This is a genomic window from Arthrobacter sp. SE2 (assembly GCF_058244265.1).
Map to the genome: position 1 here is coordinate 353,577 of NZ_JBZAYA010000003.1, position 13,321 is coordinate 366,897.

At 64.8% G+C, this 13,321-nt stretch carries 15 protein-coding genes; 9 read left to right on the top strand and 6 right to left on the bottom strand.

Annotation, left to right across the window (positions count from 1 at the left end):
- Positions 1 to 17 precede the first annotated feature (17 nt).
- From AC4CS3_RS06530 to AC4CS3_RS06540, 3 genes are read right to left on the bottom strand one after another with little or no spacing between them, the layout of a single operon-like run.
- Positions 18 to 1,517: a SulP family inorganic anion transporter gene (locus AC4CS3_RS06530; RefSeq protein ID WP_490782714.1), complete on the bottom strand. Its 1,500-nt coding sequence runs from the start codon at positions 1,515 to 1,517 to the stop codon at positions 18 to 20.
- A gap of 6 nt (positions 1,518 to 1,523) precedes the next feature.
- Entirely contained in the window at positions 1,524 to 2,627 is a 1,104-nt protein-coding gene (locus AC4CS3_RS06535) for a GTP pyrophosphokinase (protein WP_490782715.1), read from the bottom strand.
- A gap of 54 nt (positions 2,628 to 2,681) precedes the next feature.
- Complete coding sequence (locus tag AC4CS3_RS06540; RefSeq protein WP_490782716.1) at positions 2,682 to 2,957, bottom strand: hypothetical protein; 276 nt, start codon at positions 2,955 to 2,957, stop codon at positions 2,682 to 2,684.
- A 180-nt stretch (positions 2,958 to 3,137) separates the two neighbouring features.
- Here AC4CS3_RS06540 and AC4CS3_RS06545 point away from each other — a divergent pair, with 180 nt between their 5' ends.
- From AC4CS3_RS06545 to AC4CS3_RS06560, 4 genes are all read left to right on the top strand, one after another.
- Positions 3,138 to 3,947, top strand: coding sequence for an alpha/beta hydrolase (locus AC4CS3_RS06545; RefSeq protein ID WP_284982821.1), 810 nt, complete (start codon positions 3,138 to 3,140; stop codon positions 3,945 to 3,947).
- A gap of 68 nt (positions 3,948 to 4,015) precedes the next feature.
- Positions 4,016 to 4,984: a carbohydrate kinase family protein gene (locus tag AC4CS3_RS06550; RefSeq protein WP_490782717.1), complete on the top strand. Its 969-nt coding sequence runs from the start codon at positions 4,016 to 4,018 to the stop codon at positions 4,982 to 4,984.
- Positions 4,981 to 5,505, top strand: coding sequence for a YbhB/YbcL family Raf kinase inhibitor-like protein (locus tag AC4CS3_RS06555; protein ID WP_490782718.1), 525 nt, complete (start codon positions 4,981 to 4,983; stop codon positions 5,503 to 5,505). Before AC4CS3_RS06550 ends, AC4CS3_RS06555 begins: the two co-directional genes overlap by 4 nt.
- 45 nt (positions 5,506 to 5,550) lie before the next feature.
- Complete coding sequence (locus AC4CS3_RS06560; protein ID WP_490782719.1) at positions 5,551 to 6,360, top strand: HAD family hydrolase; 810 nt, start codon at positions 5,551 to 5,553, stop codon at positions 6,358 to 6,360.
- Positions 6,361 to 6,408: 48 nt separating this feature from the next.
- On the opposite strand, the gene AC4CS3_RS06565 is transcribed toward AC4CS3_RS06560, so the two are convergent.
- Entirely contained in the window at positions 6,409 to 7,683 is a 1,275-nt protein-coding gene (locus AC4CS3_RS06565) for a LuxR C-terminal-related transcriptional regulator (RefSeq protein WP_490782720.1), read from the bottom strand.
- 139 nt (positions 7,684 to 7,822) lie between these two features.
- Here AC4CS3_RS06565 and hxlB point away from each other — a divergent pair, with 139 nt between their 5' ends.
- The 4 genes from hxlB (at position 7,823) to AC4CS3_RS06585 (ending at position 10,385) form a co-directional block, all read left to right on the top strand.
- Positions 7,823 to 8,458, top strand: a complete 636-nt coding sequence (hxlB, locus tag AC4CS3_RS06570) for a 6-phospho-3-hexuloisomerase (protein ID WP_490782721.1) — start codon at positions 7,823 to 7,825, stop codon at positions 8,456 to 8,458.
- Positions 8,459 to 8,509: 51 nt separating this feature from the next.
- On the top strand, positions 8,510 to 9,133 hold the full coding sequence (gene hxlA, locus AC4CS3_RS06575) for a 3-hexulose-6-phosphate synthase (protein ID WP_078107016.1): 624 nt from the start codon (positions 8,510 to 8,512) through the stop codon (positions 9,131 to 9,133).
- A gap of 180 nt (positions 9,134 to 9,313) precedes the next feature.
- A complete protein-coding gene (locus AC4CS3_RS06580; RefSeq protein WP_078107057.1) occupies positions 9,314 to 9,562 on the top strand; it encodes a hypothetical protein in 249 nt (82 codons plus the stop codon).
- Positions 9,563 to 9,599: 37 nt separating this feature from the next.
- Positions 9,600 to 10,385 carry a glycerophosphodiester phosphodiesterase family protein gene (locus AC4CS3_RS06585; RefSeq protein WP_490782722.1) on the top strand — a complete coding sequence of 262 codons (786 nt, stop codon included), beginning with the start codon at positions 9,600 to 9,602 and terminating at the stop codon, positions 10,383 to 10,385.
- Here AC4CS3_RS06585 and AC4CS3_RS06590 read toward each other — a convergent pair.
- A complete protein-coding gene (locus tag AC4CS3_RS06590; protein WP_490782723.1) occupies positions 10,327 to 11,616 on the bottom strand; it encodes an RNA polymerase sigma factor in 1,290 nt (429 codons plus the stop codon). The two genes, AC4CS3_RS06585 and AC4CS3_RS06590, sit on opposite strands and share 59 nt — an antisense overlap.
- 7 nt (positions 11,617 to 11,623) lie before the next feature.
- Positions 11,624 to 11,974, bottom strand: a complete 351-nt coding sequence (locus AC4CS3_RS06595) for a YciI family protein (protein ID WP_234753028.1) — start codon at positions 11,972 to 11,974, stop codon at positions 11,624 to 11,626.
- Between the two features lie 132 nt (positions 11,975 to 12,106).
- Between AC4CS3_RS06595 and AC4CS3_RS06600 the strand changes: the two genes are divergently transcribed.
- Entirely contained in the window at positions 12,107 to 13,249 is a 1,143-nt protein-coding gene (locus AC4CS3_RS06600) for a glycerate kinase (protein ID WP_490782724.1), read from the top strand.
- Positions 13,250 to 13,321: the final 72 nt, after the last annotated feature.

The window sequence follows — 13,321 nt, forward strand, 5'->3', positions numbered from 1 at the left end:
GTCGTTTCCCGGGGACGTTAGTTTGCGTTGAGTTTGCCTGCCAGCCGTTCGCGCATCCGGATGCTCGCCGCGTTGAGGCCAATCAGCTCCACCTCCCGGCCGTGCTTGCGGTATTTCTCGGTAACGGAATCGAGTACGGCAACCGTGGAGGCATCCCAAATGTGCGAAGCGTGCAGGTCGATGACCACGTGGTCGATTCCCTCCGAGGAATCCTTCGCGTAGTCGAACTGTGTGTAGAGGTCGTTGGAGGAAGCGAAGAACAACTCGCCATCCACCGCGTAGCTCGCCACGGTCCGGCCGTTGAGCTCGAGTTCGCTCCGCTCGACCGTGGCGAAGTGGGCCACTCGGCGGGCAAACAGCACCATGGCCGTGAGCACGCCGGCCCCAACTCCGATGGCCAGGTTGTGCGTCGCCACCACCACAGCCACGGTCACGAGCATGACGCCGGTCTCGGACTTCGGGAGTCGTTTGAGCGTTGCCGGCCGGATCGAATGCCAGTCAAAGGTGATGAGGGAAACGAAGATCATCACGGCCACCAAAGCGGCCATGGGAATCATGCCCACTACGTCCCCGAGGACTACCACCAGCACCAGCAGGAACGCGCCGGCCAAGAACGTCGACAGCCGGCTGCGGGCACCCGAACCCTTCACGTTGATCATGGTCTGGCCAATCACGGCGCAGCCGCCCAAGCCACCCAGGAAACCGGTGACGATGTTGGCAATCCCCTGGCCCCATGAGACCCGGGTCTTGTTGGAGCGGGTATCCGTGACGTCATCCACGAGCTTGGCCGTCAGGAGGGACTCCAGGAGGCCCACGAGCGCCATGGACAAGGCGAACGGGGCAATCGTCTGGAAGGTTTCCCAGGTCAAAGGCACGTTGGGCAGGAAGAAGCCGGGAAGACTGTTGGGGAGTTCGCCCTTGTCATGCACAGTGGGGACGCGGATGCCGGCCAGCGCCGAGACGATGGTGAGGGCGACGACCGCCACCAATGGCGCGGGCACCGCCGTCGTGATTCTGGGCAAACCGAAGACGATCAGCAACCCCACGGCCACAATCGGGTAGACCATCCAGGGAACGCCGATCAGCTCGGGCAACTGGGCCATGAACACCAGAATGGCCAAGGCATTCACGAATCCGATCATCACCGAACGAGGAATGAAGCGCATGAGCCGAGTGACACCCAGGACCGCCAGGACGATTTGGAAGACCCCGGCCAGGATGACCGTGGCAATCAAGTAGTTGAGCCCGTGATCCTTCATGACCGGGGCAATGACGAGTGCTACGGCGCCGGTGGCCGCGGAAATCATGGCCGGACGGCCACCCACGATCGCGGTGGTGACTCCCATGGTGAACGACGCGAAGAGCCCGATTCGAGGATCCACGCCGGCGATCACGGAGAACGCTATGGCCTCTGGAATGAGCGCAAGCGCCACCACCACGGCGGCCAATGCTTCCGTCTTGAGCCTGCGGGGCGAGCGCAGGGTGAAACGGAGGGACTGGAGCTGCTCGGGTGTCATGGGTCCTTAGCTGTTGGTCAGGCGGTACCGCTCAATCTGCTTGAGACGCCGCTGGAGGCTATCCCTCCGGGGGTGGGGGACGACGTCGGGCGCCTCAGCGGTGAGGTCGATGTGTTCAGTGCCGTACTGCCACAGCAGGAGGTCATCCAGGAGGCGGTCCGGTCCGGGGGAGTAACGGTGGTCCAGGGCTTTGCGGACCTCGGTGATCCGGTTGGCGCTGAGGAGCCCGGCGAGTTCCACGGTCTTGTTCAGTCCGTGGGCCGCAAGAAGCTCCGCAGCCCAACCCCAGTCGTCATCAACTTTACGGTCAACATGCGGAAGCAGCGTCCGCCAAACGTCCCGCACACGGTTGGGCGTGAGGGGCGTGGAACCTTCACCATCGAGATCCCAATAGCCGCGGACTTCCTCGTAGCGTTCGTGGAGGTCGGCGAAGGCGCTCTCGACGGTTTCCAGCATTGCCGCTGTCGCGGTGAACTGGCGGTCGAAATGCGGCGTCCAAGCGCGCGGATCCTCGGCCTTGAAGCGGATGTCGTGTTCTATTTCGCTCCAGGCGTGCGCAAAGACCGTACGGATCTGACATTCGAAGAAGTAGCTGCCGTTCGGCGGAATGTCCGGATTGAAGACCTGCTGGTACGCCTTCACGGACTCGTTCTGGATGGTACGGAGGATAAGGTGTCGGCTCGAATATCCGTAGGTGCCGGACTCGATGGAGCCGATGTCCTTCTCAAGGTCGCCGCGGCAATCGAAAAGCTGGCGTTGGCGCTTGATCAAGTTGGCAACCGCGGCGTTCTCGGCCGGAAGCTTGGTGATGACGCGCAGCCCCACCATGTCGTTCAGGGTCCGGAACGGGTCCGGGAACTTCAGCACCCGTGGCCCCCCCTCCAGGGGCACCTCGGTGCGGGAAATCTTCTCCCGGAAAGATTCGACCGTCTTGGTGCGTCCCGTGACGAAGAGGGGCACGGACTCACTGTTCTTGAGCATGTCCCGCAGGGTTAACAGGACCTCGCGGGTGACGAGTTTCAGGGCAGGACGGACGCGTTCGTAAAGCTCCACGTTCGCCTGTACTGATTCGCGCAGCCGAGGATCCAAGCTGTCCCAATTGCTAGCCATGCCTCCAGCTTACGGTGGAGGGACGACAGTGAAGCGGAGCCGGACCCGCTGGCGTTACCGGTGCGACACCTGGAAGCAGGCGACGTCGTATTGGGAAGTGGGGGAGTAATGCTGTCCTCCCACGCCGCCGTTGATGCTGTTGATGCCCGGCTCGTTGAAGGGCGAGCCTAGGCTATTGGCGGCGTTGCCGGGCGTGTTCGGTTCGAGCGATTGACAGGACTGATTGGGCTTTCCAGTTCCAGGCGGGTTTGCCGCCGAAGCCGGCGAAGCCACAGCCAGCACGCTCAAAATCAACGCCACAAGAACCGACGCGGAGATACGACGGATCATTGAAATCACCTCCGGGTAAAGAAGCGTTCCCGAAAAATACGGGAATGAAGCGAGGGTAGCGCTTCACCCCTGAGGGTACGCTCGGGCAGTGGCTTCAGGAAGGCTCCGCGTTGACCCTCAGACCATTGCTCCCCCTCCGAGGCGCTCCTCCGCGATAGGCTCGGCACAAAGGAGGACACGATGAAGCGGCACAAGTACTACTACGGTCAGCACTCCAGCCAATGGGGCGAGCTGTTCGTACCAGATTCGCTGCAGCCACACCGCACTCGACCCGACGGAGTGGTAGTGGTGATCCACGGAGGCTATTGGCGCTCCCAGTACGGCGCGGAACTCGGTGAGCCGATTGCCAGGGACCTCGCTGCGCATGGAATAGCCGCCTGGAACCTTGAATACCGGAGGGCAGGAAACGGTGGCGGCTGGCCGCATACCTTCGAAGATGTCCTCGACGGGATCGACCATCTGGGCGAGATCGCCGGCAAGCATGAACTCAATCTGAATAAAGTGGTGGCGCTGGGACACTCCGCAGGCGGCCATCTCGCGGTCTGGGCAGCCGGGCGGGAAAAGCTCTCCAAGATCGGCGCCCCGGACGCCGACCGGCAGCTCCATCGGCATGACAACGGCGCGGCAGTGCGGCTGACCGGCGTCGTGAGTCAATCCGGTCTGCTGAACCTTGCCGACGCCGAGCGGCTCAACCTGAGTAACGGCGCCGTCGACAACCTCATGGGTGGCGACTCGGTGAGATACCCCAAACGGCATATCTATGCCGACCCCATGAGGTCGCTGCCTATCGCCGTTCCGGTCTTCGCGGTCCACGCCGCATCGGACGAGGATGTCCCGTGCAGCCAGTCCGAGGCTTATGTTGCCGCAGCCACGGCTTCCGGGGGCGCGGCCCAGTTCCTCAAAGTGCCCGGCGACCATTTCGACCTGATCGACCCCAGGGCCGTTGCGTACAAGAAGTGCCGGGAGTTGGTGCAGCGGCTGCTGGTGTGACGGTTTGCGACAAAGTCACCGGCTGTCATCGCGAGACGCGCACCACATCCGCGTGGCAGAGTTGTCCCATGCTGACAGTCATAGGTGAAGCGCTGGTTGATGTCGTCCAGCGTTCCTCGGGAGTCGACGCCCACGTGGGCGGAAGTCCGCTCAACGTCGCCGTGGGCCTGGCCAGGCTGGACCACGCAGTCCAGTTCATTGGCCGCTTCGGCAAAGACGCTTACGGGGAATCGATCGCGGCCCATCTTCGCTCCAGCTCCGTCATGGTTCCGCTGCCGCCCGACGATAGTCCCACCAGCGTGGCCACCGCCCTGATCGACGACGACGGCGCTGCCAGCTACACCTTCGACCTCGCCTGGGAGCTTCCCGGCATCGCCGCGCGCCTCCCCTTCATGCTTCAAGGGACATCGCTCCTGCACACGGGCTCCATTGCCACCATGTTGGAGCCGGGTGCAGCGGAAGTCCTTGCCGCCGTCGAGCATGCCCATCCGAACGCGACCGTCAGCTTCGATCCCAACTGCCGGCCCAGCATCATCAAGGATCGCGACTATGCGCGGGCCCAAGTGGAGCGTTTCGTGGCGCTTGCAGACGTGGTCAAGGCATCCGACGAGGACCTCGAGTGGCTCTACCCCGGCGTCGACGTCTTGGAATCTGCCCGGCGCTGGCTCCGCCTCGGCGGCAGTGGTGGACCTGCCGTCGTGGTCGTCACGCGAGGCGCAGACGGCCCTTGGGGTGTCACGGCCGCGGGCGAGGCCCAGGTGGACGCCCCAAAGATAGAGGTCGCGGATACCGTGGGTGCGGGCGATTCCTTCATGGCCGCGCTGCTCTCGGGGATCGTTGACCGCGGACTGGCAGGGGCCCAAAACCGGGAAGAGCTGCACGCCATGCCCGCCGAAGTGCTTGAAGGGATCCTCAACCATGCGGCGCGCGCCGCGGCAATCACGGTTTCCAGGCCCGGCGCGAACCCGCCCACACGGGCCGAACTCAACGCCTTGGGCGTACCGGAGTCGGGGGCAGGCGTGGAAAGGCAGTCATGAGCTACGCCGACCTTCCACAGGTCCCATCCTTCGATGTCACCAGCAAGTCGCTCAAAGATGGTGACGTAATCAGCAGCGCGCAGACCAGCAAGCGCTTCGGCGTGGCGGGCGGCAAGGACGAATCCCCGGAACTGAGCTGGAGCGGAGCCCCTGAGGGCGCCAAGGGTTACGTCGTCACCGTCTTCGACCCCGACGCCCCCAGGGCGGGCGGCTACTGGCACTGGGCCGTGGTCAACATCCCCGCCAGGACGAACTCCTTGCCGGCAGGCGCCGGCGTTCAGGGCAGTTCACACTTGCCGGCCGGCGCGGTTCAACTTAAGAACGACGCCGGGTTCCCCGGTTATCTGGGCGCCGCGCCTCCACCTGGGCATGGCCCGCACCGCTACATCGTGGCGGTGCACGCCGTCGACGTCGAACCACTGGGTCTCGACGCACGCGCCTCCACGGAAGCGCTCGCCCGCAAGCTGGCAGCCCACACGCTGGGCCGGGCCGTCATCACGGGCCACTTCGAGCGGCGTTAGCTTTGGGGCAAACTCGCCGTCGACCGTCCCACGTAGACTGACATAATGCGGCTCGTAGCAAGTGACATTGACGGCACCATCCTCGGCCATGACGGCAAGATCAGCAGCCGCACCATCCGCGCATTCCATGCCTGCCGCGACGCGGGCATCGAGGTGGTGTTCGTGACAGGGCGGCCGCCGCGCTGGCTCTACCCCCTCCGCGAGCAGATCGGCCACAGCGGCATCGTTATCTGTTCGAACGGGGCCGTGGTGTGGGACCTTGAGGCGGACAAGCTGATATCGGCCAATGCCTTGAGCATCGAGTCTGTGCTCGAGGCCCGCCGGATCATCAAGCAGCTCCGGCCCAACGCACTGTTCGCGGCCGAAACACTCACGGGATTCCATCTCGAGCCCGGGTTCATCGAAAACGAGACCAGTGAGCTCCTGGCCGAGTTCACCCCCGAATGGTTGGACGAAACACTCTCCGCGGACGACGCCGTCGTGAAGTTCCTTGCCGTCACACGGAGTGGCACTCCGGATGATTTCCTGGCAAAGGTCCAGCCCGCGGTCGCGCATCTCGTGGAAACCACCCACTCGGCGCCGCGGACCGCGCTCCTGGAAATGTCGGCGCCCGGTATCAACAAAGCCGTCACACTCGCCGAATATGCGGCATCCCGGGGCATCGAGGCCGCTGAAGTGGTGGCTTTCGGTGACATGCCCAATGATGTGGAGATGCTGCGCTGGGCGGGCGACGGTTACGCAATGGCGAGCGGCCATCCTGAGGCGATCAGCGCTGCAGGCCAGCAAGCCCCCCATTTCGACGACGACGGCGTGGCCCAGATCCTCGAAGCAAAGCTCGCTTCCCTCCGGGTATAGTCAGCCCCGTATCTGGCCGCCCTGTACCGGCCCGCCGAGCACCGGCCGTTAGTTCGGCGCCCGTAGCCCGTGGCTGTGCGCCAGGGCAATGGCCTCTGTTCGTGAGCCCACTCCGAGTTTCCTGAAGATATTCCTGACATGGAATTTAACCGTGTTCTCGCTGATGTGGAGCTTGGCCGAGATAGGTCGGTTGCGCTGGCCGGCAGCCAACAGTTGAAGAACTTCCATTTCGCGCTCTGCCAGGCCCCATCCACCGATATCGCCCACTGGGGCTGATGGCGGGTCCAGGGGCAGGACCACCTGCACGTCCGCTCCCCAGCCGGCCATGACCTCGATGTTCATGCGGCCGTCCAGCGCTGCCACCCTGTTGTTGAGTCGGGAGATGTTGGGCGAATCAGCCGTCAGTTCGCCCAGGCCGTCGTCGCGCACATTGATCAGGAGGTTCACGCCGTCGCAGTCCCACTGCACCCGGACACGCCTCACGGCGGGCTGCTCCACGATGGCCAGTACCAGACCCCGCACGACCGCGCGGGCAGCGTGCGCGACTTCGCCGGGCAAGGCGCGGCCGTTGGCCGGCGGCTCGATGAACTGGACGTCGAGCCCGCTGAAGTGCATGAGTGGCCGCAGGTCCTCCCGTAGCCTTTCAAACGCGGTGGCCACGGGCTCTTCCACAAGATCCGATGTGCGGTCGCTCAAGGTCCGCAGATTGACGAGCGAGGTCGCGGCCAGGTCCGTGACGGCCTTGCGGGCCGCGGCGTCGTCGAGGGAGCTTGAGCGTAGCGCCGCCAACATCGTCTCCAGCGTGGTCGAATGCCTGTCCACGAGTTCGGCAGTGACGCGGAGCCGCTCGGCGGACGCCGCCCGCGATTCCAAGAGGTACGAGGGCGGCGCGTCCGCAACCTTCTCCTGGATGCGCCGCGCCGTCAGTTGCCATAGGTAGCCAAGCATCCGCAGCGCCGACTCACGCTCCAAGGGTTTCTCGGGCAGGACCGGCTCAGTCAGGGTCAGCAATGCTTTGGTCTCCGACGTGAGTGCTAGAACTGGCCGCTGGCCTCCCGCGATCGTCGCCTCTCCCTGCCACGCCTCACCTTCCGTGACCCGGGCCCGCAATTGATCCAGGTCAGGAATGGAGACGCGGCTGATGATCCCCTCTGCCCCGGCCTTCTTCTGGGGTCGGCCGGTGCAATCCTCAGTGAAGATGACCAGCGCGCTGCTACCCACGTACGGAAGTGTTGCTTCACGGAGCCGCTCGGCGATGCTCGTGAGCGGTGCGTTGGCCAGCTCAGCGACCGCCTCCAGGAGCGTCCACGTGCTTGAAGTCATCCCGCCACTGTAGCGCCTCTCGTCTCGCGCCTACTACCCATACGGATAGCTAAGACTGCCCAAGCTCAGCGTTACGCCTATCCGTTCAATCCTGAACGATTGATTCAAACGGAGCATTCACCTGAGCAGGAGGTACCGCATGACCACCACCGCAGAGACGTTCCACGCCGCTTCGGAGCAAGATCGCGTCCCGGCTCGAGGCGCGCAGGACATCGACATGAGCCTGGCCCTCGTGGGCAGCGAGATCGCGGAAACGGCCGCTGAAGTGGACCTGGGGCAGCTGTCCCGCCTCGCCACGGAAGTCCAGACCGCTGGGAACTCGGCTACCGGCCGGATCTTTGTTGCAGGAGCCGGCCGCAGCGGCCTTGTCCTACGCATGGCTGCGATGCGTCTGATGCACCTCGGATTCGATGTGCACATCGCGGGGGACACCACGACGCCGGCCATCCGCTCGGGTGACCTCCTCCTGCTCGCGTCGGGCTCCGGGACGACCTCCGGCGTCGTGCGAGCTGCCGAGACGGCCTCGAAAGCCGGCGCCAGGATCGCCGTGTACACCACGAACGCAACGTCCCCGCTCGCGGAACTGGCCGACGTCGTCGTCATCATTCCTGCGGCACAAAAGACAGACCACGGATCCACACTGTCCCGCCAATACTCCGGCAGCCTGTTCGAGCAGGTGCTCTTCCTCGCTGCCGAAGCAGTGTTCCAGACCCTGTGGGACAACGACGCAACCCCGGCCGAGGAACTCTGGCTCCGCCACGCCAACCTCGAATAGACCCTGATTTCCCCCACCGACACCACAACAAACCACGGAAAGAGATCCCCCATGAAGCTGCAAGTCGCCATCGACGTCCTCACCACCGAAGCCGCCCTCGAGATCGCCGGCAAGGTCGCCGAATACGTGGACATCATCGAACTCGGCACCCCGCTCGTGAAAAGCGAAGGCCTGTCCGCCGTGACCGCCATCAAGGAAGCCCACCCGGACAAGATCGTGTTCGCCGACCTCAAGACCATGGATGCCGGTGAACTCGAAGCCGACATCGCCTTCAAAGCCGGCGCGGACCTCGTCTCCGTGCTTGGCGGCGCAGATGACTCCACCATCGCCGGTGCAGTCAAGGCAGCCAAGGCCCACAACAAGGGCATCGTGGTGGATCTGATTGGCGTGGCGGACAAAGTAAGCCGTGCCAAGGAAGCCCGCGCCCTCGGTGCCAAGTTCATCGAGTTCCACGCCGGCTTGGACGAGCAGGCAAAGCCGGGCTACAACCTGGATGTCCTGCTGAGCGCCGGGGAGGAAGCCCGCGTGCCGTTCTCCGTGGCTGGTGGCGTGAACCTGTCCACCATCGGAGCCGTCCAGCGCGCCGGAGCGGATGTCGCCGTCGTCGGTGGTTCCATCTACGGCGCAGACGACCCCGCGCTGGCCGCGAAGCAACTCCGCGCCGCCATCATCTAAGGCCCACTTTCCGGCCGGGGGCTCCCAACTGACTAGCAGTTAATGTCGTTTCAGGCCTCTAAACGACAACAATTGCTAGTCAGTTGGGAGCGCTCACCCATTACACAGCTTCAGTCCAACTGCCGTTCAACTACTCCCCGTAGTCTCTTGTCGTATTCGATGCCGATCACAGGGGACATGATGGCCAAGAGAAAGACGACGGGGTGGCCCGAGGCCCCCGTTCGCCGCGCAGTGCCGGCCGAACATTGGAAGCAGTTGCGCCGCGGAGACCGCGTGAGCGTCAAGCTTGCGCCGGGGTTTGAGAACCCGGGCCAGGTGGACGCCGTGTCGAGCGACCACAGCGTGGTCTGGGTAAACCTCGACGGCGGACGCGGCCGTACGCTGGTGCACTGCGGCGACGGCGTGGAGATCGTTCCGCAGGAATCCTGACGGCTCGCGGGAGGCACAGCCGGGTTACGCTACCCGTGTGAGCCCGCATTTGCCCTTCTTCAGCCGCCCGGACGGACTATCAGCTCCGCTTGCCTTCGCGCACCGCGGATTTTCACCGGACGGCCTTGAGAACTCGGGCGCGGCATTCACGGCCGCGCTTGAGCTTGGCTTCACGCACCTTGAAACCGATGCCCGCACCACCGCCGACGGCGTGGTGCTCCTTTTCCACGACGACACCTTGGACCGCGTCACAGACTCCCACGGTCCCATCTCCAGTCTTAGCGCTGCCGAGATTGCCAAGGCCTGGATTGGCGGCCGCGAAGCAATTCCCCGCTTGGCAGATGTCCTGACGGAATTCCCCGAGGCGCGGCTGAACGTCGACGTCAAGGATTGGCACACCGTAAAACCCCTCGCCGCAGTCATCGACCAACTCAATGCCCACGACCGGGTGCTGATCGCGAGCTTCTCCGATCGACGTCGTCGGACGGTCCTGCGGCTGCTCCGCCGCCGCACGGCGTCTTCAGCTGGAATCGCCTGCAACGCCGCCTTTACTCTTTTGGGACCGCTTCTTCCGGAGCGCTGGCTGCGGAAGATCCTGCACGACGTCGATGCCCTCCAGGTGCCGGTCCGCTACGGACCCCTGACGGTAGTGACGCCCGGTTTCCTGCGGCGCGCGCATCGGCTTGGGCTGCAGGTTCACGTCTGGACGGTCAACGATTCCGCCGAGATGGCCAGGCTGCTGGACATGGGCGTCGACGGCCTGGTCACCGACCGTGCGGATCGTCTGAAGTCGGTGCTGCGGCGCCGGGGCCAGTGGTGGTGAGCGCACGGGCGCGCGCCGCCAGGAAGTCGCGCTCGGCGTCGTTATTGGTGCGCTCCCGCGCTGCCTGGTAGGCGGCGACCGCTTCTTTGTTGCGGCCCAGGCGTCGGAGCAGATCCGCCCGGACGGCGTGGAACAGGTAGTAGTTTCCCAGTTCAAGCACGTCGACGGCGGCAAGCCCCGCGGCGGGTCCTTCCACCTCCGCCAGGGCAACGGCCCTGTTCAAGGCGACCACAGGCGTCGGCTCCATGGCCAGCAGTTGCTCGTAGAGCGTGAGGATTTGGCCCCAGTCCGTGTCCGCGGGTTGTGCGGCATCGCTGTGCACCGCGTTGATGGCGGCTTGCAGTTGGCACGGTCCGGGCTGGTTCCTCTTCAGGCATTGCCGCACCAACAACTGCCCTTCGGCTATTAAATCGGGGTCCCAGAGGCTGCGGTCCTGGTCCGCGAGGAGCACCAAGCCGCCGTCGGAACTTGTCCGGGCTGCGCGGCGGGCATTAAGCAGAAGCATGAGGGCCAGGAGTCCTATGGCTTCGGGCTCATCAGGCATGAGTTCCATGATGAGTCGGCCAAGGCGCAAGGCCTCGCGGCAGAGGTCTTCGCGTACCAGCCCAGCCCCTGAACTTGCCGCGTAGCCCTCGTTGAAGACTAGGTAGACCATGGCGAGCACCGACTTCAACCTCTCCGGCAGCTCGGCCCCGCTCGGTACCCGGTAGGGGATATGGGCGTCGCGGATCTTTCCTTTTGCCCGCACCAGGCGTTGTGCCATGGTTGGCTCGGGGACGAGGAAAGCGTGGGCGATTTCGGCGGTGCTGAGCCCGCCCAGGAGCTTGAGCGTCAGGGCGACTTGCGCGGCCCGGTTGAGTGCGGGGTGGCAGCACGTAAAGATCAGCCGGAGCTGGTCGTCTTCCACAGTGTCCACCTCGATTCCTTCGGGTTCATCGCTGCTTTCATCGCGGGGTTCATCGTCGTGCAGGAGGGCAGCCTGGGCGAGTTTCTCCCTGCCGGAGGCCTCGCGGCGGAGCCGGTCGATGGCGCGGTTGCGGGCGGTCGTGATGATCCAGCCGGCGGGGCTTGGCGGCAGCCCGGCGCCAGGCCAGCGGGCAACGGCCTCGGTGAAGGCATCCTGGACCGCGTCCTCGGCGGCATCGATGCTGCCCAAAACGCGGACCAGGACAGCCACGGAGCGTCCATACTCTTCGCGGAATATTTGTCCGATCTCAGAAATATGGACCATGGGGAAACTATTCCCGGTAGCCCGCGAACGGCCGGACCTCGATAGGCAGCGTGGTGGCTTGGGCGGCTTTGCGTCCCCAGCCAAGTGCCACGTCCAGGTCCGGGGCTTCGATCACCCACAGACCGCCCACGTGTTCCTTGGCCTCGGCGAAGGGGCCGTCCGTGGTGAGTACTTCGCCGTCGTTCACACGAACCACCGTGGAGGTGCTGGCCGGGTGCAGGCCGCCTGTGAAAACCCAGGCGCCGGCGTCGCGCATTTCCTGGTTCAGGACGTCAAGATCGGCCATGATTTTGTTGAGGACTTCGGGCTCCGGTGCGGGGCCGTCGGGCTGGTAGATGCTGAGAAGATAGCGTGACATGACTGTTCCTCCTTCGGATGTGGCGCCGGCACCTTGCCCGCGTCTCACCCTCTATACGAACGGTGTGGGCCGTTTTCGACATCTCCGCACACGAATCTGCGAAAAGCTTAGCCCCGCTGGCAGGATGGGAGCATGCGCATCCTGATTGCCCCGGACAAGTTCAAAGGTTCCCTCACCGCAGCAGAAGCGGCTTCGGCGATGGCCGAAGGGGCACTGCGCGTCTATCCGGATGCCGTGGTGACGCAGTTTCCCATCGCCGACGGTGGCGAAGGAACGCTGGAGGCAGCCGTGGCGGCAGGCTACGAAGAGCGGATCAATGCCGTCGTCGGCCCCATTCTCAAGCCGGTGGGCGCCGCGTGGGCCATCCGGCAAAATGCCTTCGGCGGAGCCACTGCGGTGATCGAAACTGCGCAGGCGTCCGGACTGGCACACATGGAGCCGACGCCGGAAAACGCCCTGCGCGCCCACAGCTACGGTTGCGGCCAGCTCATCGCCGCGGCCCTCGAGGCCGGAGCCACCGAGATTGTGCTTGGCGTAGGCGGTTCCGCGATGTCCGACGGCGGCAGCGGCGCGCTGCGTGCTCTCGGACTCAAGCCCCTGGATGCGGCCGGAAACGTGGTTCCGCTCGGCGGTGGCTCGCTCGCCGACGTTGTGTCCCTCGACGTCTCCGGTCTCGATCCGAGGCTGACCGCGGTGAGGTTCCGGATCGCCGTCGACGTCCAGAATCCCCTCTTTGGCAGCGACGGTGCCGCGCATGTTTTCGGCCCGCAGAAGGGCGCGGACCAGGACGCGGTGGAACTGCTCGACGCCGGCCTGCGCAACTGGGCGTCCCTGCTGCGTGAAGCGGGCGGACAGGATGTCAACGTTCCCGGCGCCGGAGCGGCCGGCGGATTCCCGGCGTCGTTCTTGGCCTTCACCCAGGCGACGCTGGAAGGCGGGTTTGCACTTGTGGCGGGACTGACGGGGCTGCCCGAGCAGCTCGACGGCGCGGACCTGGTGATCACCGGCGAAGGATCCATGGACTCGCAGTCGCTGACAGGCAAAGCACCCATCGCTCTCGCGGATTCGGCGCACGGTCAAGGCATTCCGGTGATTGTGGTGGCCGGCAGGATCCTGGTGACCCCAGAGGAACTAGCCGGCCACGGCGTGGTGGCCGCGGCGCAGCTGCTCGACGTCGCGCAGCGTCGGGATGGCGTGCCCGATGCAGCGGACGCCATAGCGAATGCCGCCAAGTACCTGGCATGGGCTACGAGCCAAGTTCTGGAAGGGGTGTAGCCCCGTCCACCAAGGGACATGCCCCCCGTTGGATGCGAGGAGTGGACATATTGCGAATATGTCCACTCGTGA

Excerpts from the sequence above, each read along its gene's own strand:
- AC4CS3_RS06530 (WP_490782714.1), bottom strand. The coding sequence starts at position 1,517 with ATGACACCCGAGCAGCTCCAGTCCCTCCGTTTCACCCTGCGCTCGCCC.
- AC4CS3_RS06535 (WP_490782715.1), bottom strand. The coding sequence starts at position 2,627 with ATGGCTAGCAATTGGGACAGCTTGGATCCTCGGCTGCGCGAATCAGTA.
- AC4CS3_RS06540 (WP_490782716.1), bottom strand. The coding sequence starts at position 2,957 with ATGATCCGTCGTATCTCCGCGTCGGTTCTTGTGGCGTTGATTTTGAGC.
- AC4CS3_RS06545 (WP_284982821.1), top strand. The coding sequence starts at position 3,138 with ATGAAGCGGCACAAGTACTACTACGGTCAGCACTCCAGCCAATGGGGC.
- AC4CS3_RS06550 (WP_490782717.1), top strand. The coding sequence starts at position 4,016 with ATGCTGACAGTCATAGGTGAAGCGCTGGTTGATGTCGTCCAGCGTTCC.
- AC4CS3_RS06555 (WP_490782718.1), top strand. The coding sequence starts at position 4,981 with ATGAGCTACGCCGACCTTCCACAGGTCCCATCCTTCGATGTCACCAGC.
- AC4CS3_RS06560 (WP_490782719.1), top strand. The coding sequence starts at position 5,551 with ATGCGGCTCGTAGCAAGTGACATTGACGGCACCATCCTCGGCCATGAC.
- AC4CS3_RS06565 (WP_490782720.1), bottom strand. The coding sequence starts at position 7,683 with ATGACTTCAAGCACGTGGACGCTCCTGGAGGCGGTCGCTGAGCTGGCC.
- hxlB (WP_490782721.1), top strand. The coding sequence starts at position 7,823 with ATGACCACCACCGCAGAGACGTTCCACGCCGCTTCGGAGCAAGATCGC.
- hxlA (WP_078107016.1), top strand. The coding sequence starts at position 8,510 with ATGAAGCTGCAAGTCGCCATCGACGTCCTCACCACCGAAGCCGCCCTC.
- AC4CS3_RS06580 (WP_078107057.1), top strand. The coding sequence starts at position 9,314 with ATGGCCAAGAGAAAGACGACGGGGTGGCCCGAGGCCCCCGTTCGCCGC.
- AC4CS3_RS06590 (WP_490782723.1), bottom strand. The coding sequence starts at position 11,616 with ATGGTCCATATTTCTGAGATCGGACAAATATTCCGCGAAGAGTATGGA.
- AC4CS3_RS06595 (WP_234753028.1), bottom strand. The coding sequence starts at position 11,974 with ATGTCACGCTATCTTCTCAGCATCTACCAGCCCGACGGCCCCGCACCG.
- AC4CS3_RS06600 (WP_490782724.1), top strand. The coding sequence starts at position 12,107 with ATGCGCATCCTGATTGCCCCGGACAAGTTCAAAGGTTCCCTCACCGCA.